Annotated in this window: 19 protein-coding genes; 7 read left to right on the top strand and 12 right to left on the bottom strand. The window is 55.3% G+C overall.

Translation table 11 applies throughout. The features are described 5' to 3' along the window. Positions 1-64: 64 nt before the first annotated feature. Entirely contained in the window at positions 65-1,090 is a 1,026-nt protein-coding gene (locus BM258_RS03830) for a TRAP transporter substrate-binding protein (RefSeq protein WP_090069118.1), read from the bottom strand. Positions 1,091-1,340: 250 nt separating this feature from the next. On the opposite strand from BM258_RS03830, the gene BM258_RS03825 reads away from it, so the two are divergent. Both BM258_RS03825 and BM258_RS03820 read left to right on the top strand, forming a co-directional pair. Further along, positions 1,341-1,982 carry a GntR family transcriptional regulator gene (locus BM258_RS03825; RefSeq protein ID WP_244544588.1) on the top strand — a complete coding sequence of 214 codons (642 nt, stop codon included), beginning with the start codon at positions 1,341-1,343 and terminating at the stop codon, positions 1,980-1,982. A gap of 82 nt (positions 1,983-2,064) precedes the next feature. Beyond that, entirely contained in the window at positions 2,065-2,595 is a 531-nt protein-coding gene (locus BM258_RS03820; RefSeq protein WP_090069112.1) for a helix-turn-helix domain-containing protein, read from the top strand. On the opposite strand, the gene BM258_RS03815 is transcribed toward BM258_RS03820, so the two are convergent. Both BM258_RS03815 and BM258_RS03810 read right to left on the bottom strand, forming a co-directional pair. Then, positions 2,589-3,506: a glycyl-radical enzyme activating protein gene (locus BM258_RS03815; protein WP_090069111.1), complete on the bottom strand. Its 918-nt coding sequence runs from the start codon at positions 3,504-3,506 to the stop codon at positions 2,589-2,591. The two genes, BM258_RS03820 and BM258_RS03815, sit on opposite strands and share 7 nt — an antisense overlap. Beyond that, positions 3,493-5,880, bottom strand: coding sequence for a glycyl radical protein (locus BM258_RS03810; RefSeq protein ID WP_210186649.1), 2,388 nt, complete (start codon positions 5,878-5,880; stop codon positions 3,493-3,495). The genes BM258_RS03815 and BM258_RS03810 overlap by 14 nt, the downstream gene beginning before the upstream one ends. Before the next feature lie 789 nt (positions 5,881-6,669). Here BM258_RS03810 and BM258_RS03805 point away from each other — a divergent pair. The 3 genes from BM258_RS03805 (at position 6,670) to proX (ending at position 9,898) form a co-directional block, all read left to right on the top strand. Then, complete coding sequence (locus BM258_RS03805; RefSeq protein ID WP_244544587.1) at positions 6,670-7,866, top strand: quaternary amine ABC transporter ATP-binding protein; 1,197 nt, start codon at positions 6,670-6,672, stop codon at positions 7,864-7,866. Between the two features lie 13 nt (positions 7,867-7,879). Continuing rightward, positions 7,880-8,803: an ABC transporter permease gene (locus BM258_RS03800; protein WP_090069105.1), complete on the top strand. Its 924-nt coding sequence runs from the start codon at positions 7,880-7,882 to the stop codon at positions 8,801-8,803. An 84-nt stretch (positions 8,804-8,887) separates the two neighbouring features. Continuing rightward, positions 8,888-9,898, top strand: a complete 1,011-nt coding sequence (gene proX, locus BM258_RS03795; protein WP_090069102.1) for a glycine betaine/L-proline ABC transporter substrate-binding protein ProX — start codon at positions 8,888-8,890, stop codon at positions 9,896-9,898. A 145-nt stretch (positions 9,899-10,043) separates the two neighbouring features. Here proX and BM258_RS03790 read toward each other — a convergent pair whose 3' ends face one another. Further along, positions 10,044-10,514 (bottom strand): Lrp/AsnC family transcriptional regulator, encoded by a 471-nt coding sequence (locus BM258_RS03790; protein WP_090069101.1) that lies wholly within the window; start codon positions 10,512-10,514, stop codon positions 10,044-10,046. A gap of 124 nt (positions 10,515-10,638) precedes the next feature. Here BM258_RS03790 and BM258_RS03785 point away from each other — a divergent pair, with 124 nt between their 5' ends. Further along, positions 10,639-12,999 carry a 1-deoxy-D-xylulose-5-phosphate synthase N-terminal domain-containing protein gene (locus BM258_RS03785; RefSeq protein ID WP_090069098.1) on the top strand — a complete coding sequence of 787 codons (2,361 nt, stop codon included), beginning with the start codon at positions 10,639-10,641 and terminating at the stop codon, positions 12,997-12,999. Positions 13,000-13,140: 141 nt separating this feature from the next. On the opposite strand, the gene ade is transcribed toward BM258_RS03785, so the two are convergent. From ade to BM258_RS03755, 6 genes are all read right to left on the bottom strand, one after another. Further along, positions 13,141-14,931: an adenine deaminase gene (ade, locus tag BM258_RS03780; RefSeq protein WP_090069095.1), complete on the bottom strand. Its 1,791-nt coding sequence runs from the start codon at positions 14,929-14,931 to the stop codon at positions 13,141-13,143. A gap of 14 nt (positions 14,932-14,945) precedes the next feature. Further along, on the bottom strand, positions 14,946-15,878 hold the full coding sequence (locus BM258_RS03775; protein ID WP_090069092.1) for an ABC transporter permease: 933 nt from the start codon (positions 15,876-15,878) through the stop codon (positions 14,946-14,948). Continuing rightward, positions 15,871-16,941: an ABC transporter permease gene (locus BM258_RS03770; protein ID WP_090069089.1), complete on the bottom strand. Its 1,071-nt coding sequence runs from the start codon at positions 16,939-16,941 to the stop codon at positions 15,871-15,873. The genes BM258_RS03775 and BM258_RS03770 overlap by 8 nt, the downstream gene beginning before the upstream one ends. Next, complete coding sequence (locus BM258_RS03765) at positions 16,938-18,446, bottom strand: ABC transporter ATP-binding protein (RefSeq protein ID WP_090069086.1); 1,509 nt, start codon at positions 18,444-18,446, stop codon at positions 16,938-16,940. Before BM258_RS03765 ends, BM258_RS03770 begins: the two co-directional genes overlap by 4 nt. A 52-nt stretch (positions 18,447-18,498) precedes the next feature. Further along, positions 18,499-19,509, bottom strand: a complete 1,011-nt coding sequence (locus BM258_RS03760; protein WP_090070305.1) for a BMP family lipoprotein — start codon at positions 19,507-19,509, stop codon at positions 18,499-18,501. A 123-nt stretch (positions 19,510-19,632) separates the two neighbouring features. Next, positions 19,633-21,399 (bottom strand): adenine deaminase C-terminal domain-containing protein, encoded by a 1,767-nt coding sequence (locus BM258_RS03755; protein ID WP_244544586.1) that lies wholly within the window; start codon positions 21,397-21,399, stop codon positions 19,633-19,635. Positions 21,400-21,620: 221 nt separating this feature from the next. Here BM258_RS03755 and BM258_RS03750 point away from each other — a divergent pair, with 221 nt between their 5' ends. Continuing rightward, positions 21,621-22,436: a helix-turn-helix domain-containing protein gene (locus BM258_RS03750; RefSeq protein ID WP_175527906.1), complete on the top strand. Its 816-nt coding sequence runs from the start codon at positions 21,621-21,623 to the stop codon at positions 22,434-22,436. A gap of 92 nt (positions 22,437-22,528) precedes the next feature. Here the strand turns inward: BM258_RS03750 and BM258_RS03745 are convergent, their stop codons facing one another. Both BM258_RS03745 and BM258_RS03740 read right to left on the bottom strand, forming a co-directional pair. Beyond that, positions 22,529-22,765 carry a thioredoxin family protein gene (locus BM258_RS03745; protein ID WP_090069080.1) on the bottom strand — a complete coding sequence of 79 codons (237 nt, stop codon included), beginning with the start codon at positions 22,763-22,765 and terminating at the stop codon, positions 22,529-22,531. Between the two features lie 24 nt (positions 22,766-22,789). Next, complete coding sequence (locus BM258_RS03740) at positions 22,790-23,803, bottom strand: permease (protein WP_244544615.1); 1,014 nt, start codon at positions 23,801-23,803, stop codon at positions 22,790-22,792. Positions 23,804-23,858: the final 55 nt, after the last annotated feature.

The following is a 23,858-nucleotide window of genomic DNA, read 5'->3' as shown; positions in this document are numbered from 1 at the left end:
CCCATAGAGGGATGTGAAAGGGAGGCTCGGAGCCGGCAGGCGCATTGGTTACAGCGAAAAAGACTTATTCGCCGTAGAGTTTGGCTTCAGTATCCGACACAGCGGCCAGGAAACCATCCACATAGTCAGCACCGAGTTCTTCAGACAGGAACTCGCGTACCGGCTTCTGGGCCTTTTCACCGAATGCTTTTTTCTCGTCAGGCGAGTTCACATAGACCTCAACGCCCATATCGCTGATCTTCTGGGTGTCGGAGAGGTAGCCCTGCCCTTTACCAGCCAGCATGATGGTGGTGTAAAGATTCACGCCATCCAGAACCGCTGCGCGATTCTGCTCGCTCAAGCCATCAAGGAAAGCCGGATTGGCATAGGCAAACACGGCAGAGAAGATGTGCTCATCCAGAGACATATATTTGATAACTTCGGCCCAGCCGCCATTGATAACGGTGGATGGGGGGTTTTCGCCGCCGTCAACAACACCTTGGCGGATCGCCATGGCGCTTTCCGGGAACGGAATTGGCGTTGGCGCAGCGCCGAGGCTTTTCATCAGCGCGATCATGACGGGGCTTTCCATGGAACGCAGCTTGAGGCCTTCCACATCTGCAGGGGTCTTGATCGGGTGCTTGTTGTTCACAAAGTTACGGAAGCCATCAGCCGCAAAGCCAACAATGCGAAGACCGGCTTCTTTTTCCACGTCAGCCACAAAGTCATCCATGACAGGTGCGTTATTCATGAATTCCACAGCATGGCGGGTCGAGCGGAACAGATATGGCATCGAGAAGACCTGCACACCCGGATAGAAAGAGGCAAGAGCCCCATCGGTTGTTGCGGTCATCTGGAAGATGCCGTTGCGAACGCTTTCCAGAATTTCACGGTCGCCACCGACACCACCATGAAGCAGCTGCACATCAATGTCGCCATTGGTGTGGAACTCGACATATTGCTCAAACGCCTTCATGGCGTGGGTTTCTGGGTTATCTGCTTCTGGCAGGGTTGTGGCAAAACGCAGGGTTTCGGCCTGTGCTGACATGGAAACCATGGCTGAAAGGGCTACTGCGGCGACACCGGCCAGCAATTTAACTGAACGTTTCATAAGTCCTCCTAATTCCTCCGAAGCAACGGCGCCTCCTTGCGCCTGATGCTGACTTGGTGTATTAACATGCAAGTAACATGTTAGCAATCACAACTTTGACCTGTTACGAAAATTTGTGAATAGAATGGGCCCTCTTGGCGCATAGGTTGGATGTGAGCAACATGGTTGCACTGACGAACCGGGGCGCGTATTGAGGGAACAAGCCGGATACGGCAATCCGGCAGCCCAATGCATGAGACAGGACTTGAGAATGCTAAAGCGCGCGGCCTATGAACGCATCGTGGAACTACTCGATCAGGGTGCCCTGAAACCGGGTACGCTGGTGTCGCAACGCGAACTGATGGAAATGACCGGTTCGACGCTTGGCTCCATCCGAGAAGCCATTCCGCGCCTAGAAGCTGACGGCCTTCTTGAAACCATCCCCAAGCGCGGCCTGATGGTGCCCTCTCTTGATGTTTCCTTTGTGCGTGATGCTTATGAGCTGCGTCGTATTCTGGAATTGAGTGCGATCAGCTCTGCGGTCAAGCGCATTCCCAAGGAGACGATTGCAGAGTGGATCAAGCAGCATGAAACCTATCTGGCAAACATACAGGCTAAATCCGATCAGGATGACGCCGATGCTATGCAGAAGCTCGACTGGGATATCCATGCAGCCTTGATTGGCAGCATGCAAAATGCGCTGATCGCTAATGTCTACCGCGTCAATTCGGTCAAGATTCACATGGTCGTACAATCTCGCCTTCAAGTCACTCCATTCAACGCAGAGCGCATCACAGGTGAACATCTGGCCATTTTGCGCCCCATGCTTTCGTCCGACATTGCCGAAGCCGAAGAGGCTCTTGAGCGCCACATCAACAATTCCCTGCATCTTGCACTGGGGGAACAGCTATAGCCTTTGGTTTTGGGCATAGCCAGAGATGTGGTCTTGCTGGTATGAATAGTCCAGCAAAGACCATGAAGAACGAGATTCGATCGTGTCGGAAAACCGGTTCAAACACTCTGTCGCAGCCCACCTGAAGACGATACGCAGCCAGCGCAAACTCAGCCTTGATGATGTCGCCAAACTGACAGGTGTCTCCAAGGCGATGCTCGGACAGATCGAACGGGAAGAATCAAGCCCCACCATTGCCAAGCTCTGGCAAATCGCGACCGGGCTGGAAACCTCCTTCTCCGCCTTTCTCAGCCAATCGACCGATCCGGAAGAAAGTCCGAGCTTTCCAAACGATCCCGACATGAAAATGGTGTCGATCTTTCCCTATAGCGAAGCGGTGAATTTCGAGATCCATGAAATCACTCTGACCAATCATCATTGCCAGATGTCCGATCCTCATGCCCATGGCGTGGTGGAGAGCGTGATTGTTGTGAAGGGAACTCTGGAGATCTTTGCCGATGGTCACTGGCAGACGGTAAGAGAGGGCGGATCCTTCCGCTTCTACGCCGATCAGCCCCATGGATATCGCGCGGCGAGCCAAATGGTCGTCTTCCAGAATATTGTCAGCTACTGATAGCGCCCAATGCTGTGATGCTCGAAGATGCTGTAGGCAGCCTCGATTTGCGCTGCGGTCGGCGTAGTAAAGGCATGAAAGTCATCCTGCATGCGAAAGGCGCTGTATTTGGCCTTTCCAAGCTCATGATAGGGCAACAGCTCGATCAGGCTGCCCGGCAGATGCTCCTGCATGAAGCGCGCCGTTGCGGTGAGGTTCCTGCCGTCCAGATTCACTTCCGTGATCAGGGGAATACGAACCGTCATCGGAACGCCTGCAGCGCAGATCCTCTTGGCGTTTTCAAGAATGGTTTCGTTGCCCAAGCCGGTAAACTTCCGGTGAGTTTCACTATCCATATGCTTGATATCAAAGAAGATATGGTCAATGCCCGCCATCAGGTCGCTGCATTGGTCCCATTTGAAAAAGCCGCAGCTTTCCACCCAGACCGAAACACCGAGCTTTTCGCAACCGGCCATTAGACGCCGAAGAAACTGGTGCTGCACAAAAGGCTCTCCGCCTGAGAAGGTCACCCCACCGCCGGAATGGCGGAAGAAAATCTCGTCGCGGCGAATCTGGTCAAGAACCGCATCGGCATCCATCGCTTCACAGGCGAGCTGAAGTGCCTTTTCCGGGCACGCGGCTACGCAGTCCCCACAGAAAGTGCAGCGGGCAATATCAAAGCCTTCCGACGCCGGGTCGAGCCCTTCCGGGCAGACAGAGCGGCACGTGTGGCAACCTTTGCATTTGTGGGCGTGATAGGCGAGTTTTTTATGCTGTGTCCAGCTCTCCGGATTGGCGCACCACTGGCACCTGAGGCCGCATCCGGCCAAAAAGATGGTCGTACGAACACCTTCTCCATCATGGATGGAGTAATCCTGCATTTGCAGGATTACTCCGCTGTTGCCTAATTCACCGCGATCAATAGCTGCCATGAGCCGACCGCGCGATGATCGCCTCCTGCATTTCAGGCGAAAGATTGACGAACTGCGTGCTGTAGCCAGCCACCCGCACCAGAAGATCCTTATAATCTTCAGGGTTTTTCTGGGCCTTGCGCAGGGTTTCGGTGGACAGCGTGTTGAACTGCACATGAAAAGCCCCGAGCGAGAAATAGGCGCGGATGATGCCGCCCAGATCGCGCTTGCCCTTTGGCGTGCTGACCAGATCTTCACTGAGACGCAAGTTGAGCAATGTGCCGCCGGTATGCACATCATGGTTCATCTTGGCGCTGGAGCGCATGGCCGCAAGCGGACTTTTCACATCGCTGCCGGCAAAGGGAGAAACCCCTTCCGTAATCGGCTTGGTCGCCTTGCGCCCACAAGGGGTGGCCCCGACAATCCGGCCCGTGGGGATATAGTTGGAAATGCCCATGAAGGCCGAGTTGAAGGGCGAACCAAAATTGTCTTTATAGGCCCGGGTTTTGCGATAATAATAGTTAGCCAGATCGCGCGCGATGGCATCGACATAGTCATCATCATTGCCATATTTGACCACAGCAAGCGCCTTGGTACGCAGGGCGTCATAGCCCTCCCAGTCGGCGCTCATCGCGGCATCCAGTTCGGCGAGCGTGGTCACCTTGTCTTCGAACACAAGCTTCTTGATGACAGCCAGCGAGTTAGCGACGACCGCAAGGCCGATACCGGTTAGAACCGGACCAACATTATATTTCGCGCCCCCGCGAGAAAGATCCTTGCCCTCTTCCAGACAATGGCCAATGCAGGTGGACAGGAATGGACGCGGCACCATTTCCGCGTGGAGTTTCTGGGCGATGACGGTGGAGACCACCGAATGATGAATGAGATTACCCACCTGCTCGAAGGTGGCATCCTCGATTTCCTGATAGCTGGCATAGTCTGCCAGAGGCTTGGCTTCAAGCCCCATTTTCTCGCCCGTCAGGCGGCTCTTGCCCTCATTAAGGGCATATTCCATCGCTGCGGCGAAGTTGACATTGACCGCGCTGGTCCATTGCCCTGTCTGGCGGAAGTGAGGCACAACACAGCCGCAATTGTTCCAGTCGCGGGCGTCTTCGGGTTCATAACCGGCCTGCAACAGCATCTGTATTCCGGCCTGATCGTTATGGATTGCCGGAAAGCCAGTCCCTTTACTAACCAGATCGGACACGGCATAGAGAAATTCTGGCGGACAATCCGATTGTACACGCACGCTGAGACCCGGCTGGTGGGTGCGCACTTCATCGGTTGCCTCAAGGCAAAGATAGGTGAGCTCGTTGGTGGCATCGCTGCCATCGCGCTTCTTGCCGCCAACGGTCAGATTCTGAAACTGGTTATAGCCGGCGAAATAGCCTGTGGTGTTTTCCGAGATGGTCCAGACCCATTCGGAATATTTTAGCCACAGAGCGTGGATCAGTTCCTTGGCGCCGGCCTTGTCCAGAAGCCCCTTGTCCATGTCTGCCGCATAGTAGGGATACATGAACTGGTCATAGCGGCCCGGATTGAGCGCCAGCGGATTCTCGGTGATGATGCCGCCCAGCTGAACAAACCAGATGAATTGTGTGGCTTCATGGAAGCTTTGCGGCGGATATTCCGGCACGCGACGACACACGCGAGCAATCTCCAACAGCTCGGCCATACGGTCAGCGTCAGCTTCCTCTTCCGCCATGTTTTCTGACAAATCGGCATAGCGATTGGCCAGCAGGATAATAGCCTTGGCGCTAAGGATGGTCGCCTGATAATAGTGGATCCGATCGATATCTTCGGCGTTGAGATAATCAAGCGTAGCGAGCTTTTCTTCTGCATCTTTCAGAATGCCGCCATAGCCCTTGACGAACAGGTGGCCTTCATAGTCCGGCGTGATTTCACCCACGGCCTGTCGCCATTTGGAATCATTGTCGATGATGCCCGTATCCACAGCGATTCTGGCGGTTTCTTCAGGCAACGCTGCTAGAAAATGCTCCTCCAGCGACTTGCCATGCCAATAGGGGAAAATCTCTGCGCGCACGACATCACACTGGTCCGGCGTAATCTGATAGGGGTCTTGCGGACGTGTGGGGAAGGTGTCCATTTCCTTGTCGACCCACTTCCAGGAATATTCCGGCGTCAGAATCCCTGTCCGGCGGAACTTGCCAGCCGTTCCGACAATCAGCTCATCCTCGAAAATGCGGACCTGGAATTGCGCGCAGAAATCATAAAAAGCCTGAGCACGACGCAGAATGGTCGGCTTGCCTTCGGTCTTCTTGTGCGACTCCGTATAGATCTTGGCGCGCTCATAACAGATAGAGGGTTTGGTATTGACATAATTCTGCCGCAGCCGTTCGATGCGGTCAGAAACAGGCGTCATCGTTTTAAGCATCAGTTTGCTCCGCTTGCGTCATCATGCGCGCGAAACGACGCTACGCGCTATTCCGCGTTGTTGCGTCATAGCGCCCCAGATTGTGCGTTATTACGCACAATCTTTTTATGAAACAGATTTGCACAAGTCAACTTGCCGTATTCTACTTAAGTGTTTGTACCCACTTAACCTTTCTCTTCGGCGCGCATTTTCACGACACACAACCTGTCCGCAATCAGGTAGAGATGCTTCCACCTAGGTATGAGATTGAAGCAAAATTCAAATCCTATTTTTGTTATAAAAAATATAAAACTCTTACCCTGACGCTCATAAAGACGACAAATACTAAATTTTTCGCTCTATAAAATTTTCGCTTACCATATATACAAATTAAATAGATAACTATACGCATATTTTTCGGATAATTTACAAATTATCTCACATGTAAATTCTTTTAAGCTCACTTCTTTCCACATATACTGAACCTTCAGACTTCCATGAAATAGAATTACCAATAATAAAAATAAAAATACTGTATAAGATTATGTTTTATTGACAAACGAAGTTTTTAAATATTTACACCTCATGTTAAAAGCTGTTTTGTGTAAAACTATATAGCCCTTCAGTCATTCGCAATCGACACGCCCAAATGCAGCGTATTTCATTGGTTTTCGTGGCTGAAAAATACGAAATTCAAGAAGTTCATCTTGCATTTAATTTAGGCATTCAATTTGAAATTTTGATGAAAATTTTGATCACGGTTTCATTTTCAGCACGAGTGTGCTAAAGGCCTACTCCATGACTATTAAAATGAAAGTTAGGAACGTTTCCAAGCTCTTTAATGATGAGAGTGGTGAAGGCTGGAAGCGCGTTCAGCAAGGACAAAGCAAAGAGCAGATTTTTCGCGAGACCGGCGTCACCGTCGGGATCAACAATGTCAGCTTTGACGTGAACGAAGGCGAGATCTTCGTTATCATGGGTCTCTCCGGATCCGGCAAGTCCACACTGGTGCGCACTTTGAACGGCCTTATCCCTTCGTCAGCGGGGGAGATCTGGGTCGACGACGTCGACGTGGCCTCCTGCTCAAAGGAAGAGCTTCGAAAGGTTCGGCGTGAGAAATGCTGCATGGTATTCCAGCATTTCGCGCTTTTCCCGCACAAGACTGTCTTGGATAATGTGGCCTTCGGTTTGAAGGTCAACGGTGTTCCCAAAGAGGAACGCTACAAGAGAGCGCTTGAATCCCTTGATAAAGTGGGGCTGGATGCGCATGCAGACAGCTATCCCGGCGAGCTTTCGGGCGGCATGCAGCAGCGTGTCGGTCTGGCACGCGGTCTGGCCAACGATCCGGAAATCCTTTTGATGGACGAACCGTTCGGCGCGCTTGACCCGTTGATCCGCCGCGAGATGCAGGATGAACTGGTCGTTCTCCAGCGTGAGCTGAAGAAAACCATCATCTTCATTACCCACGATCTCAACGAAGCCCTGCTTCTGGGTGATCGCATTGCGATCATGAAAGATGGCGCCTTCGTTCAGGTAGGGACGGCGCAGGACATTGTTTCCGATCCGGCAGACGCCTATGTGAAAGCGTTTGTCGCCGATATCGACCGCAGCCGCGTTTACACCGCTTCCGACATTGCCGAGGATGCCTCTCGCGTTCCACTCACCGCGCGGGTTTCCGATGCCATTGCAGCAATGGACCGGACCGAAACCGAGATCATTCATGTGGTCAAGGATGGCGTTCCGGCCGGGCTTCTGACCCGTAGCGACGTGGAATCAGCAAAAACATCGGCACGCGTCATGGACATCATGCATGCCCACCCGCCGACCGTGCCACAAGACGCTTATCTCAATGAAATCTATTCAGAAGCGCAAACCGGTATGCCTTTGGCCGTAACCGATGATGACGGCAAGCTGGTTGGTGTTGTTTCCGCCGAGAATATCTTCGAGCATCTGGCTTCAGATGAAGAAGAGACCGGCCCGGACAGCATCACAAGCGCAGCAATATAATTAGGAGACTGACTTGATCAGCCCTTCAGACTTTTTAACCATTCCGTTTGATGACGTGGTCAACAGCTTCGTTCGCGGGTTTCTGGTTCCTAACTTTCGCCCGTTTTTCAGGGCGATGCAGGTGCCGGTGAACGAGGTTCTTCAGGCACTTGATGGCTTCTTTGCCTGGATGCCGATGCTCATTATCACACTCGTTTTTGCTTTGGTCGCCTGGCGCGTTGTCAACCGCACCATGGCCATCGCGACCATTATCGGTTTCTTCTTCATTGATATGATCGGCCTTTGGCCGGAAACCATGACAACCCTGTCGATGATTATTACATCGGTGCTCTTCTGCGCCGTGATCGGTATTCCCGTCGGCATCCTCGCCGCAAGCAGCGATACGGCCTGGAAAATCGTCCGCCCCATTCTGGATATAATGCAGACGGTTCCAAGCTTTGTTTATCTTGTGCCGATTGTCATGTTGTTCGGTGTCGGTATGGCTCCGGGTATCATTGCAACCATTATCTTTGCCTTGCCGCCGATCATTCGCATGACCAACCTTGGCATTCGCAACGTGCGCAAGGATCTGATCGAGGCGTCGGAGTCATTCGGGGCGACCTATTTCCAGATTCTGTGGGAAGTCCAGATTCCTCTGGCTCTGCGCACCATCATGGCTGGTCTAAACCAGACCCTGATGCTGGCCTTGTCCATGGTCGTTATTGCCGCTCTCATTGGTGCTGGTGGTCTTGGGCTGGTGGTAAACACCGGTCTTGGTCGCCTTGACGTTGGCGGAGCAACTGCCGGCGGTGTCGGTATCGTCATTCTGGCGATCATTCTTGACCGCATCACGCAGGGCTTCGCTGAACCAAGCACAAGCAACACGTCTCTGCTGGGCTTCATTGCATCCATTTTCAAGGGGCAGTCCGCAACGGCTTCCGACAAACAAAAAGCTTGATGAAACAACTGCGAAAGCCGGATGGACTCTGTCTGTCTGGCTTTTGCTATTTTTAACCACTAAATTACTAGAGGAGAGTTTATTATGGCAAATGCTATCCGTAAATTTGCTGCCGCCGCCGCTCTGTCCGGCGCTGTATTCGCTTATGCTGCACCTTCCATCGCAGCTGACATGCCAGGTGAAGGCGTTACCATCAAAATGGGTCAGGCCACTTGGGATACCGGTTGGTTCCACTCCGAAATCTACAGCCAGCTGTTCCAGAAGCTTGGTTACTCTGTTGATGGTCCGACCACGCTTGACGTACCGGCTTTCTATCAGTCCGTCGCTTTTGGCGATCTGGATCTTTGGGTCAACGGCTGGTTCCCGCTGCATGACACCTACAAGCCTGCTTTTGAAGATACCGCTTCCATCGTTGGCGCTGTCGCCGAGAAGGGCGCCCTTCAGGGTTATCTCGTCGACAAGGCTGCCGTTGATGAATTCGGCATCAAGTCTCTGGACGATTTCAAACGCCCAGAAGTCAAGGAAGCGTTTGATCGCAATGCCGATGGCAAAGCCGATCTGGTTGCCTGCCCTCCGGGCTGGGGCTGCGAAGTCAAGATCTCCGAACATATGGAAGCCTACGATCTGGGCGACGATATCAACACGATCAAGGCTGGCTATTCTGCCTCCATGGCTGACGCCGTTGCTTCCTATGAAGCTGGCGAACATATCCTGTTCTACACCTGGACCCCGAACTGGACTGTGAACCAGCTGAAGCCGGGTGAAGATGTCATGTGGATCACCGTACCGGAACGCGATGGTGTTGACACCGCTCCGGCCGTGAAAGGTCTTGAGACCTGCGTATCCGATCCTTGCTCCATGGGCTTTGCTGCAGCTGATATCCTGCCGGTTGCCAACGATGCCTTCATCGAAAAGAACCCTGCAATCAAGACTCTTCTTGATGAAGTCCGCATTCCGGTTCAGGACATCTACGCACAGAACGCTGCCATGAACGAAGGCGACGATGACGTGAAAGCACAGGCTGCTGCATGGATTGAAAAGCATCAGGACGAAGTCAACAAATGGCTCGACGATGCACGCGCAGCTGCAAAATAAGTGACCTGACAGATTTGGCGCCTCGCGCCCGATTTTGAATGTTCATAAGACAAGCCGTCACGATTGGAAAGTCGTGGCGGCTTTTTGTGTCTATTCGTGTGCCTGTTGTTGGCAGCAGGAAAGACTTCGGCCCCAAAAAACCGGATCAGGGCGTACGCGCCACCCCTTCCTTTACCCGCCGCAGTGGGATCGAGCTCTCGATATTGGCAACGCCGGGCACCTTGGTCAGACGCCCGACAAGGAAGGTCTCGAATTCCTTGAGGTTGCGAGTGACCACGCGCATCATATAGTCGCGATTGCCGGTCATCAGCCAACAATCGACCACTTCGTCGAAGGTATCGACCGCCGCCTCGAATTGGGCCAGAGCGTCATCCACCTGCCTATCCAGCTGCACGGAGACGAAAACCGTCACATCAAAGCCAAGAGCAGCCTCATCGATCAGGGCGCTGTATCCTGTGATAATGCCGCTTTCTTCGAGCCGCTTGAGGCGCCTTGCCGTCGGCGTTGCGCTCAATTTGATGGTATCCGCCAGCGCCTGCAGAGGCATGCGGCCGTCCTGCCCCAAGGCACGCAGGATCTGGATATCGAAGGCATCAAGTGAAGTGGATTTCTTCATTTTCTTTTCTATTCGTAGTTATATCCTCCAAATTTATAACTGTGCCAGACTGAAAAAGCGAGGATCATCTTGATTGGATCCATTAAGATGCATGCCAGATCTATCCCTTGACGCGAGGCAAGACATGCAGAGCACCCATTTAAAGACAATCGAGCAGCGCCTTTTGTGGCTGTCTCACTGGATGATTCACAATGCCAACCATATCCGCCCCAAGGCGGATGGCATCAAGGTGGGTGGGCATCAAGCCAGCTCGGCGTCCATGGTCTCGATCATGACCGCGCTCTATTTCTCCGCTCTGCGTCCGGAAGACCGCATCGCCGTCAAGCCCCATGCCTCGCCCATTTTCCATGCGATGCAATATCTGATGGGCAACCAGACACGGGAAAAGATGGAGAATTTCCGCGGCTTTGGCGGGGTGCAATCCTACCCGTCCCGCACCAAGGATATTGATGATGTGGATTTCTCCACCGGCTCGGTCGGGCTAGGCGTTGCCATCACCTCCTTTGCCTCGCTTATTCAGGATTATATCAAGGCCAAAAGCTGGGGACAGGAACAAGCCCTCGGTCGCATGGTGGCTCTGGTTGGTGACGCCGAGCTGGATGAGGGCAATATCTATGAATGCCTGCAGGAAGGTTGGAAGAACGACCTGCGGAACTGCTGGTGGATTATCGACTATAACCGTCAGTCTCTGGACGGGATCGTGCGCGAGGGGCTCTTCGAGCGGGTCGAGAAAATCTTCGATGCCTTCGGCTGGGATGTCGTTCGGGTCAAATATGGCAAATTGCAGCGGGAGGCCTTTGAGGAGGCCGGAGGCGACAAGCTCAAAGCATGGATTGATGCCTGCCCCAATCAGGACTATTCGGCCCTCACCTTCATGGGTGGCGCGGTATGGCGCAAGCGCCTGATGGATGATCTCGGCGATCAGGGCGATGTCACGGCGCTCATCGAGCGACGCAGTGACGATGAACTGGCAGCGCTCATGGAAAATCTCGGCGGCAACTGCGTGACCACCATGGCCGACGTTTTTGCCTCCATCGACCATGATCGCCCGACCTGCTTCCTTGCCTATACAGTCAAGGGGTGGGGCACGCCAATTGCCGGACACAAGGACAACCACGGCGGCCTGATGAACCCGACACAGATGGATGCATGGCAGGCGCATATGGGCGTTGCCAAGGGAGAGGAATGGGAGCCTTTCGCCACCGTGGAAGACACCAACGCTCTCAAGGCGTTTCTGAAGGAGGTGCCCTTTTTTGCCAAGGGCACGCGCCGCTATCATGACCACAAACTGTCCGTTCCGGCCATCGAGATGGACAGCGCCCGCACCCTTTCCACGCAGGCAGCATTTGGCAAAATCCTCGATACGCTTTCCAAGGGCGACAGCGAATTGGCAGCACGGATCGTGACCACCTCTCCGGATGTGACAGGCACGACCAATCTCGGCCCATGGGTCAACCGGCGCAAGCTGTTTGCCCGCACGGCTCAAAAGGATGCTTTCATCGAGCACCGCATCCCCTCAACGGCCAAATGGGTTTTCGATCCGGAAGGGCAACATATCGAGCTTGGCATTGCAGAAATGAACCTGTTTCTGCTGCTCGGCGCGGCGGGGCTGTCCCACTCGCTGTTTGGCAAGCGGCTGATCCCCATCGGCACGGTTTATGACCCCTTTGTCTGCCGTGGCCTCGATGCCCTCAACTATGCCTGCTATCAGGATTCCCGCTTCATGATTGTTGGCACGCCCTCCGGCGTCACCCTGGCTCCTGAAGGGGGCGCGCACCAGTCTGTCGGCACGCCGCTCATCGGCATGAGCCAAGATGGTCTGGCCGCTTTCGAGCCAGCCTTTGCTGATGAATTGGCTGTTATCATGGAATGGGCCTTCGACTATATGCAGCGCGATGGCGAAGGCGATCCGGACGAGCGCACATGGCTGCGCGATGAAACCGGCGGTTCAGTCTATCTGCGCCTGACGACGAACCCGATTGAGCAACCGGGCAAGCGGGCGGATGACGCCTTTGTGCAAGGCGCTATCGATGGTGGCTATTGGCTGCGCAAACCGGGACCCAATTGCGAGATTGTCATCGCCTATCAAGGGGCTGTGGCCTCCGAAGCAATCAAGGCTGCGGGTGCGATTGCAGAAGCCCGTCGCGATATCGGCGTGTTGGCGGTCACCTCGGCAGACCGCCTGAATGCGGGCTGGACAGCGGCCCAGCGGGCGCGTTCAAGGGGCAACGAAAAGGCTATTTCCCATGTGGAGCATCTGTTGGATGATCTGCCCGAGCATTGCAAGATCGTGACCGTCATAGACGGCCATCCGGCCACATTGGCCTGGCTTGGCGGGGTCGCAGGGCATCGCACCATCTCGCTTGGCATCGAGCATTTCGGCCAGACCGGCACGATCGGCGATCTCTATCGCCATCATGGCATCGATGCCGCCTCCATCATCGAGAAGGTCGAAGGCTTGTCCGCCGGTCGCCGCGTCAGATAAGGAATATCCGGCACCCTCATTTGAGGCCTCATCTGGAGAGGGCTTCTTTGGGGCGCTCCCATTTCAGGCGTATAAAATCGAGAACGCAAAAAGGGCCGTCGACGCGGCCCTTTTCTTTTTCTCGTTCATTCGCAACGGAATTTACAGGAATAGATCCACCGTCTCGAATTTGGTTACGTCCACCAACCCGACATCGGAGATGCGGATTTCAGGGATCACCACCAGCCCCAGCAGAGAATGCTGCATGTTGGCGTTGTTGAGCGTGCAACCACAGGCGGCCATGGCCTCGACCATCTTTGTCGCCTTTTCAGCCACGATCTCGGCGCGCTCTTCAGACATCAGTCCGGCGATGGCCAATTCGACGGTCGCCAGTTCCTTGCCTTCCGAGAAGACGGTTATGCCGCCCCCGACCTTGCCCAGATGATTGGCTGCTGCTGCCATATCTTCCTTGGAGGTGCCGACCACGATCATGTGATGACTGTCATGGGCAACGGTGGAGGCCACCGCGCAAGGCTTGTTGTAGCCAAAGCCGGATACGAAGCCATTGACCACGCCGCCGGTGCCGCGATGGCGCTCGACAAGCGCGATCTGACAAACATCGCCCTCGCCATCCATCTGCACCAGACCACGCTCGACCGGCAAGGTGCGTTCCAGCGCCTTGGTCGGGGCCTGATTTTCGATGACCCCGATGACACGGGCACGCACCTGATTGGCACCGCTCGGAGCAAAGATGTCAAAATCATCGGCAGCCAGCTTCTTGCCCATATTGACGGTGTTGCGGCAGAAATCGGGATAGCTGGCTTCGGGAATGTCCACGAGCAGTTTCTGGTCTTCCGCCAAGACCTCTCCCTGCGCCATGACCAGCTCGATCGGCAGGCTCGGCAGATCCGAGGTCAGGATAATGTCGGCGCGGCGCCCCGGCGTGATGGAACCGATGTCTCGGTCCATACCGAAATGCTGGGCGGTGTTGAGCGTGGCCATCTGAATGGCGGTGATGGGTTTGAGCCCTTGTGCGATGGCGTGCCGTACAACGCGGTTCATGTGGCCATCATTGACGATGGTACCCGAATGGCTGTCATCGGTGCAAAGGATGAAGCTGCGCGGATCAAGGCCATCTTCGGTGATGGCTTTTACCTGTTCGGCCACGTCATACCATGCCGAGCCAAGACGCATCATCGGGCGCATGCCCTGACGGGCGCGGGCAATGGCATCTTCCTTGCGGGTGCCTTCATGGTCATCAGCCGGACCACCAGCCACATAACCATGGAACATCAGGTCAAGCTCTGGCGTCGGGAAATGGCCGCCCACGGTCTTGCCGGCGTCCTGCGTGGCCGCGATTTCGCCCAGCATTTTGGCGTCGCCCATGGCAACACCGGGGAAATTCATCATTTCGCCCAGGCCGCAGATCTGCGGCCATGTGAGAGCTTCCTTGACGTCATCGACGGTGATTTCCGCTCCGGCATTTTCCAGGCCCGGAGCAGATGGCACACAGGATGGCACCTGCACCTGAATGTTGATCGGCATGTTGGCGGCATCGTCATGCATCACCTTGACGCCCTTAAGGCCCAACACGTTGGCAATCTCGTGCGGATCGATGAACATGGATGTGGTGCCGTGGGGAATGACGGCGCGGGCAAATTCGCTGACGGTGATCATGCCGCTTTCCACATGCATATGCGCGTCGCAAAGGCCAGGCACCATATAGCGCCCGTTGGCCTCTATGACCTTGGTGTCGTCGCCAATGGCGTGGCTGGCATCCGCGCCAACATAGGCAATGCGGCCGCCAGAAATGGCCACATCCATATCGGGAATGATTTCACCAGTATGGACATTGACCCATTTGCCCTTGCGAATAACGCTGTCGGCCATGCGCCGACCCATGGCCACATCAACCAATTGTGGGGCTAGTTCACTCCAGGATGGGATAGGCATAAAGACCTCCGAATTTAGTGTCGCAGATAAGGAACGCCCAGTTTAGCTGGCTGGCCGGACCGACTGCGGATCAAAATCAACAGGCCGATGGACGCCACATAGGGCAACATGAGAAAGAATTGATAGGGCACATCGACCCCGACACCTTGGGCATGAACTGCAAGGCTGTCAAGAATGGCGAAAATCAGCACCGCCGCCATGGTGCGCAGAGGCTTCCAGTTACCCGCAATGACGGCAACGATGGCGAGCCAACCGCGCCCGCCAGAAATGTCCGGGCGGAACTGATCGGCGAAGGCGAGCATCAGGAAGGCCCCGCCAAGGCCGGTGAGCGCCGAACCAAACAACAGAGCAGCATATTGACGGGTGGCGACCGAAAGCCCCTTGGCCTCCAGAAATTGTGGATTTTCACCTGCAGCGCGCGTTTCCAGCCCGAAGGTGGTCCGGCGCAGGAAGACTGCGATTACTGGCACACTGAGAAGCGCGATATAGGTCAGCAGATGCTGATTAAAGAGGATCTGGCCGAGTATGGGGATGTCTGCAAGGCCCGGAATGGGCACAGTATCGATGGTGGAATAGCTGGGTGGTTTGCCGCCGCCAACATAGCTGCGGAACCAGAAGAGCGTCAGGCCGCTGGCCAAAAGATTAAAGCCAAGGCCGGTCACGAAATGATCCACCCGCAAGGTCACTGTCATGAAGCCGATGATGAGCCCTGCAACCATGCCCGCCCCGATGGCCGCGATAGAAGCAAGGATAGGCGAGCCGGTGCCAGCCATCACCAAATAGGCGACGAGACAGCCGACCAGCATGGTGCCTTCCACGCCCATATTCCAGATGCCTGCCCGCTCGGTGACCAGTTCGCCCAAAGCTGCGAACAGGATGACCGTCGCTCCGCCCATGGCGGCAACCATGATGGACATGAGAATTTCAGGAGACAGCAACTCAGACATAGGAGGCCCTCCGGATGCGAACACGATAGCGGACAATCACCGAGGCACTGAGAAAGAAAAGCAGCAAAATGCCCTGCATGGCAGGCACAAGCGCGGGCGGGATGTCGGAGAGGACGCTCATATAGAGGGAACCATTTTCCAGCGCCCCGAATAGCAGCGCCGCGATAAGGGCGCCAAACGGGTTCAGCCCGCCGATCATGCCCACGATAATGCCGGTAAAGCCAAGGCCCGTCAGCACATCCCCCTTGAGGCGATAGTTGACGCCGAAAATCTCGGATACGCCAGCAAGCGCCGACAGGGCTCCGCTCACCGCCATGACAATCAGGATGGTGCGAGCAACATTGACGCCCTTGAAACGCAGCGCCGTCGGGTTGGCCCCGAGCGCGCGAATCTCAAAGCCAAAGGGCGTGAATTTGAGGATGCCCCAACACAGGACGGTGGCCAGAATGGCCAGCAGGAAACCGATATGCAGTTTGACATCTGAGACGATCAGCGGCAGGCGGAAATTATCTGCCAGTAAGGCTGTCTGGTGGTAAGAGGTTGAGCCCTCCGCGGTCCATGGACCTCCAGCCAGCAGATAGGAGAGGAAATAGACAATCACATAGTTGAGCATCACGGTGGAGATGATCTCGTTGACGGCAAAGCGACTTTTGAGCCAGCCGCAGAGCATGCCCAGCAGAGCGCCGCCAATCATGGCAGCCAGAATGATCACCGGCACGGCAACCACCATTGGCGCTCCGCCCAGATAGAGTGAGGCAAAATAGCCGCTCATGGCTCCGGCAAACATCTGCCCCTCCTGCCCGATGCTCCAGATTTCAGCACGATAGGCGATGACGGTGGCAAGGCCGGTAAAGATCAGCGGCGTTGCCGCCACAAGGCTTTGCAGCATGGCTTCCTCAGAGCCAAAGGCCCCTTCAAACAGGGCTGAAAAGCCTTCCATGACACTGGCACCGCTCAGCCAAATCAACAGGGATGTGCAGGCAAAGCCCATCACGAGCGCAAGCAGATAGGCAACAATCCGCGCCCTGTAGCCGACCGTTTGGCGTCGGGTAATCTCGATCATACTGCGGTCTCCAGTGCGTGTCCGGCCATCAGCAGACCGATTTCTTCCAGATTGGTCTTGCGCGCGTCGACAATGCCCATCAGGCGGCCCTGAAACAGCACGCCGATGCGGTCGCACAGGGCAATGAGGTCCTCAAGCTCGGAAGAAGCAATCACCACGGCCACGCCTTCGGCTTTCTTGTTGAACAGGCATTGATGGATATAGTCGATAACGCCCACATCAAGCCCTCGGGTGGGCTGGTTGGCCAGAAGCACCTTGCTGGCAAGCTGCATCTCACGGGCCAGAATCACCCTCTGTGCGTTGCCGCCGGAAAGATTGCCCACGAGCGTCTCACCCGATGGTGCCGCGATGCTGAATTCAGCGATCAACCTTTTGGCATTCTGGGCCATCTTGCGAAAATCGAGCAGGCCACCTTTGGCGAAAGTGCCGCGATGCTCACCCAGAATGAGATTCTCCTCAATCGAGAAATCACGCACAAGGCCCTCGGCGAAACGGTCCTCTGGGATATGGCCCAATCCCATAGACTTGATGGCATGAACGCCCTTGCTGGAGATCACGGTATCATCCAGTGAGATGATTCCAGACTTTGGCTTGCGCACTCCGGCGATGACCTCCATCAGGGGGCGCTGGCCATTGCCAGCCACTCCGGCGATGCCGAAGATCTCACCCTCATGCACACAAAATGAGATGTCGTCCAGATCGGGGCGCTCTCCGAGCCCTTCAACGGTTACGGATTCGAGGGCCAGGCGCGCTGTCCCCATCGGCGTCGACTGGCGGGTCTGGCGCTTTAGATCGCGCCCGACCATCATGCGTGTCAGTTCTTCTGGCGAGGTCTCCGCGGTTTTCTTGATGCCAACCACGGCGCCCTGCCGCAACACGGCAACCCTGTCAGCCTGCATCACCTCTTCAAGGAAATGGGTGATGAGGATGATCGCAACGCCGTCGGCCTTGAGTTTGTCGATGATGCGGAACAGCTTTTTGGAGCCTTCCACATCCAGCGTCGCGGTGGGCTCATCCAGAATGAGCAGCTTGGCATCGAAATATAGGGCCTTGAGAAGCTCCGCCCATTGCTGCTCACCAACCGAAAGATCTTCCACCCGCGCATTGGGGTCGATGTCAATGCCGTAGCTTTCGCAGATCTGCCGCAGCCTGGCTTCGGCGCTGGCAAAATCAACGAAGAGGCCCGTCTCCGAGCCAACAACGATATTCTCCAGCACCGTGAAATCGGGCACAAGAACGAAATGCTGATGCACAAGCCCGATGCCATGCCGGATGGCATCAGCAGCCGAGGAAAGGCGCAAAGGAGTTCCCTCCAACGCGATCTCGCCGCTATCGGGGCGATAGAGGCCGGTCAGGCAGGCCGAGAGTGTGGATTTCCCCGCTCCGTTTTCGCCAAAGAGACAGAGCAGTTCTCCGGCATCGACCGAGAAGGTCACATCATGGTTGGCCCTGACGGAACCAAAGCTCTTGCACAGAGCAGTAACCTCAAGCGTTGGACTTGTCATAAACGCATTTCACCAGTTGGGTGCCCCTGCCAGAAGCAGAGGCACGGTCTTGTCAGTCAGACGTTGGCAGAGACAGGTTTACCGGAATGTCCAGCGCACCGGTTTCGATCTGCTTGGAGAGATCTGCAATCTCTTCCTTGAGCTGATCTGGCAGCTTGGTCTCGTAGTCGTGGTAGCCAGACAGGGACGAGCCCCCTTCAGCCATGGAGAACCAATGTTCCTTGGTGTTGCCCTCGTAAGGCGCGCCATTGGCTGCGTGGTCGTACCATTCGTCGATGATCCAGTTGAGATCTGGCGTCCAGGAGATGAGAGCGCTGGCAACGACAGATTTGGGTGCGGAAGCCCCATGGTCAACATAGTTGCCAAAGCACAGGATCTTTTCTTTCTCGCAGGTTTCAAAGCTTTCAACCAGCTGGAACGTCAAATCAGCGCCAGCGGCGATCTGTGCCTTGGTGAATTGTTCGGCCTTGGCCGGATCATACCAGCTTTCGATGAAGGCGACCTTGCGTTTCACGTCCGAATTAACGGAGCGGGCACCGGCAAAGAAGCTGTTGATCTGGTCGTTCACATCCTCGGAAGGAAACTGACCGACAACACCGACAACATCGCTTTCGGTCAGGCGGCCAGCCAGAACACCCAGCAGGTAGGATGGCTCATGGGCGCGTTTGTAAACCCAATAGGCATTGCCCCCAAGGCCCTCGTTGCCGGAACCGACAACCACGAACAGCACGTCAGGATATTTCTCCTGCAGCGCCTTCACCTGATCGGAGTAGCTGCTATGTGCCCAGATGATCTGGTACTTGCCAGAGCGGGCCATCAGCTCCATGGCATCACCGGCTTCTTCGCCCCAGACGCCGTTTACATTCTTGTAGGAGATATCAAGGCCATGCGGTGCAGCCTCAGCGACACTCTCGACATCGCGCATCAGGGTTGCGTCCCATGCCGCTTCCGGGCCGGTGGCCAGAATGAGGCCGATGCCCAGTTTCGTCGGCTCTGCGGCGAAGACTTGCGTGGCAAGCAACATCATCGCGGCAGCGCTGCCCAGCTTCTTAAAGATGTTCATACTGTTCTCCAGGTTGGCTAAGGTCTTATCGTTGGTTGGCGGCTTTTGCACGCCCTTTCCTTCAGAATTTGACAGTTTCGCGCCTGCCCCATGGTCATGCGGCAGGCTCACTTGCGGGGCCGATCAATCGGCAATGCTTTCCAGAACCGGGTCGAAAATATTCAGCCCAACGCAATCGACGGCGCCAAGATCGGTGATGGCATAATCGGGAATGGCGGTGATGGAGAGCACGAACATGTTCATGAAGGGCCATGCCAGAGCGCATCCGGCCTCGCGGGCGGCCTCATCAAGGGCTTCTTCCTTGGCAGCCATTTCTTCAGGAGCGATATCCGACACGATGCCACCAATCGGCAGCTCGAGACCGACCACCGGCTCACCATCACGCATGAAGACCTGACCACCGCCCTTGGCGATGACCCAGTTGATGGCCGCAGCCATATCCTCGGCGTTGGTACCGATGCAGACAATGTTGTTGTCGTCCGGCGCCGTGGAGGTTGCCATGGCGCCATATTTGAGACCGAAGCCGGAGACGAAGGCAACCGGCTTGTTCTCGGTCTTGCCATAACGTTCGACAACGCAGACATAGAGCACATCCTGCTCGGTGTCCGGCTTGATCTCGCCATCAACCACGTCCAGCACCACATCGCGGCGATTGCGCACGAAGGGCACATCCAGCGACATGTTCATGGACAGGACCTTGACCTTTTGGGCCTCGGACCGCTTCTTGAGATCCTCTGCCTTGACGGGAGCAACATGCATGGTGTCGGTCAACAGTGTCGGGCGCTCAGGCCGTTTGACCGGCTCGATCATGTGGTTGCCTTCAGCCACGAAACGGCCCTTGGCAATGACCTGCTCGACGGTAAAGCTTTCCGGGCTGTCGATGAGCAGAATATCAGCCTGACGGCCTGGCGCGATCAGGCCAACCTTATGATCGATCTGACAGGCAACTGCGCTGTTGATGGTCGCCATCTGGATCGCCGCCATCGGTGGAACACCTGCGGCAATGGCCATGCGCACCATATTGTCAACATGGCCGCGCTTGAGCACGTCGGTCGCCACCACATCGTCGGTGCAGAAGCTGATGCGGTGGTCGGCCTGCGGCACATATTTGGTGGCTAGCTGGATATTCTCTTCGAGAAAATGACTGATGGAACTTTCACGGATCAGCATGAACATGCCGTTGCGCATCTTCTCGAGCGCTTCAGTCACCTCATAGCTTTCATGGTCTAGACGAATGCCGGCGCTGGCATAGCTGGCGAGCTTGGAGCCTTTGCACATGGGAGAGCAGCCAAAGACCGGCAGCTTGTGCTGGCGTGCAATCTCCAGCGCTTCGATGACATCGTCATCTTCTTCCTGAATGAATTCACGCACGGTTTCCCAGATGCCGATGCATTCGGGCCATTCGTGGGTAGCGCGATGATCATCGGGGCCGAAATAGTGGTTCACCGTTGAGCGCGGCATGGTGTAAGGCGTTTTGCAAGGCGCACCCCAATGGATTGTCAGCGGGCTGGCGTTCGCCTCATCGAGAAAATGCCGTACGCCTTCAAGCCCTGCGACCACGAGAATCTGATCCAGCCCCGAGACAACCGACGTGGTGCCAAAGGGTACAACCAGATCGGCAAAGCTGGAAACCGACAGCTTGGAGCATTCCACATGAAGGTGCCCGTCGATCATGCCAGGCGCCAGATAGCGGCCTTGTGCATCATGAATGCGCGTCTGCGGCCCCTTGCAATGGTCCACATCGCCGATAGCGACGATGTGGTCCTTTTTTATTGCGACTTCTGCGGGGTAAATTTCAGCGGTGGCTACGTTGATCAGTTTGCCGTTGGTGATCACCAGATCGGCCTTGATATCGCCGTTACCGGCTCGGATCAATTCTCTAAGGTTCACTTACCTGCACTCCTGTTTGCCTTTTAGATATTGGCAACAGCAGGAGGAGCTCAATAGGAATTACGTGTCTGAAGCTTTGAAAAAATATCTGAAATGAATATTGTTATTTTGTATCATCATCCGTATGATTGATTAGTTGCTTATTTTTCGGGCAAAATATCAAACTTTCAGCATTTCGGCGTAACATGGTAAATAGCAACATGCCCAAAATGAACACACCCGTGTCTAAGCCATCTGTTGCAAGTCTAGTTGGTAGCGACGCCCGTTTCGCCTTTGGAGAAACGGCCTATCAGGCAGGTGAGATTTTCGGCCCCTTGAAAGGCTACCAGCTTGAAGCGATCTATCTGCGGGTTGGGCAGGTGGAAGTGCATTGCGATGATGAGGTCTTTTCCATGACGGCGCCACAAGTGGCTCTAATAGCATCGCAAAAGCGGCTGGAATATCGCTATGGGCCAGCGAACCTCAGCAATGTTGTCTGGTGCCAGTATCTTTCTGAAAGGCTCGATAGCCGCACCTTTTCCTATCTCGCCCGCGGGGCCGGGCCGATGGATGTGTCGCCTGCCTCCGTCTCCCTTTTAAAGATCGGGGCAGACCTGCCTACCGAATTTCACGCCGGAATGGAAGATTTATGCTCAGCGCTGGGCATCGCCGTGATGGAAAATCTGATGGTGCGTCGACTGGCCCTCGAATCTGTCGACAAGATCCCGCCGCAAGTACAACTCGTGCGCCGCTATATCGAGGACCATCTGGGTTCGCCCATCACAATGAAACAACTGGCAGAGCTTTCAGGGCTCTCGCCGCAACATCTCAACCGACTGTATCAGGCCGCCTTTGACGAAAATCCGCTCGACTGTCTGTGGCGGTTGCGTGTGCGGCGCGGTGCCTATCTGCTCAGCCACACCGGCAAGCAGATCAGCCAGATTGCCTATGAGGTGGGGTTCAAGACACCCAATCACTTTTCACGCCAGATCAAGGAAGTTTATGGCCTCTCGCCCCGTAAGTTACGCGCCGAGAGTTGGACTCGCCACCCCAACTAGGCCCAAAAGGTCAAAGCCTTGACCTCAACCCAAAAAGAAAGAGGCAGACAAAGCCGCCTCTTTCTCTCTTGCTCACCAGACCCACTCTGGATTCAATCTTTCAGCCACCCCGCCAGTTTGGCTTCATCAGGCAGACCACCGGTATGCACCAATTTGCCATCCACGGCGATGCCCGGCGTGGACATGACGCCCGCCATGGCGATTTCCTTGGGGTCGGTCACCTTCTCAACGTTGGCTTCGATGCCTAGTTTGCTGGCGGCGTCTCGCATCATCTGGGCGGTCGTCTCGCAGCGTTTGCAGCCGGGGCCATAAACCTTAACCTGTTTCATATCAGTCTCTTCCTTCCTTGATATTTAGAAAATAGCATTGAACAGGAAGCCGACGGCAAGAATGCCGCTGCTTACCACTGCGATGAATACGGCGATCAGACGCAAGGTCAGCACCTGTCGCAAAATCAGCATTTCGGGCAAAGAGAGCGCGATGACGCTCATCATGAAGGCCAACACGGTGCCCAGCGCTGCACCTTTGCCCAACAGGGCTTCGACGATAGGGATCACGCCCGCTGCGTTGGTATAGAGCGGCACGCCCATAACAACGGCTGCCGGAACTGACCACCAGGCATCGGCGCCCATGATGTCGACCATCATATCCTCGGGCACATAGCCATGAATGAGGGCTCCCAGAGCGATACCAATGATGATCCAGATCCAGACCTTGGAGAGGATGTCGCGCACCGCCTCAAAGCCAAGCTTGTAGCGATCATAAAGGGTCAGTTTTTCAGCTTCGACGGCACTTGGTGCATTGGCACCGGAATGGATCTCCTGCACCCAGTCCTGCAACCAGCCTTCAAGCTTCAGCTTACCAATCACCCAGCCAGCCAGAATAGCCACGCCAAGCCCGAAAAACAGATAGGTCAGCGCCACATTCCAGCCGACAAGGCCGACTAGCAAAATGAGGGCCACCTCATTGACCATCGGTGCGGCAATCAGGAAAGAGAAGGTGACGCCAAGCGGCACCCCCGCAGAGACAAAACCAATAAAGAGCGGTACTGCAGAGCAGGAGCAGAAAGGCGTCAGGATGCCGAGGCATGCCGACATGACATTGCCCACCCCTTCGCGCTTACCCGAAAGCAAGGCGCGGGTCTTCTCGGGGCTGAACCATGAGCGCACAACACCCATGGCAAAGACGATAAGCGTCAGCAACATCAGGACTTTGGGCACATCATAAAAGAAGAAGGCGATGGCCTCGCCGGTGTGACTATGGCGCTCAACGGGGAATAATGCCGTCACAGCTTCGGAAAAGGGAATGAGCTGGCTATAGACCGTCCACCAGAGTGCCACGCCAATCAGCGTGCCGATAATGAGCATCACAGGCCCCGGTTTGCCGGAGCCCTTCATCCATGGTTTGCTTTCTCCCATGGTT

This window comes from Cohaesibacter marisflavi, from assembly GCF_900115225.1.
GTDB lineage: Bacteria > Pseudomonadota > Alphaproteobacteria > Rhizobiales > Cohaesibacteraceae > Cohaesibacter > Cohaesibacter marisflavi.
Note: the sequence above shows the minus strand (reverse complement) of the source record. Positions and strands in the feature narration are given on the sequence as shown.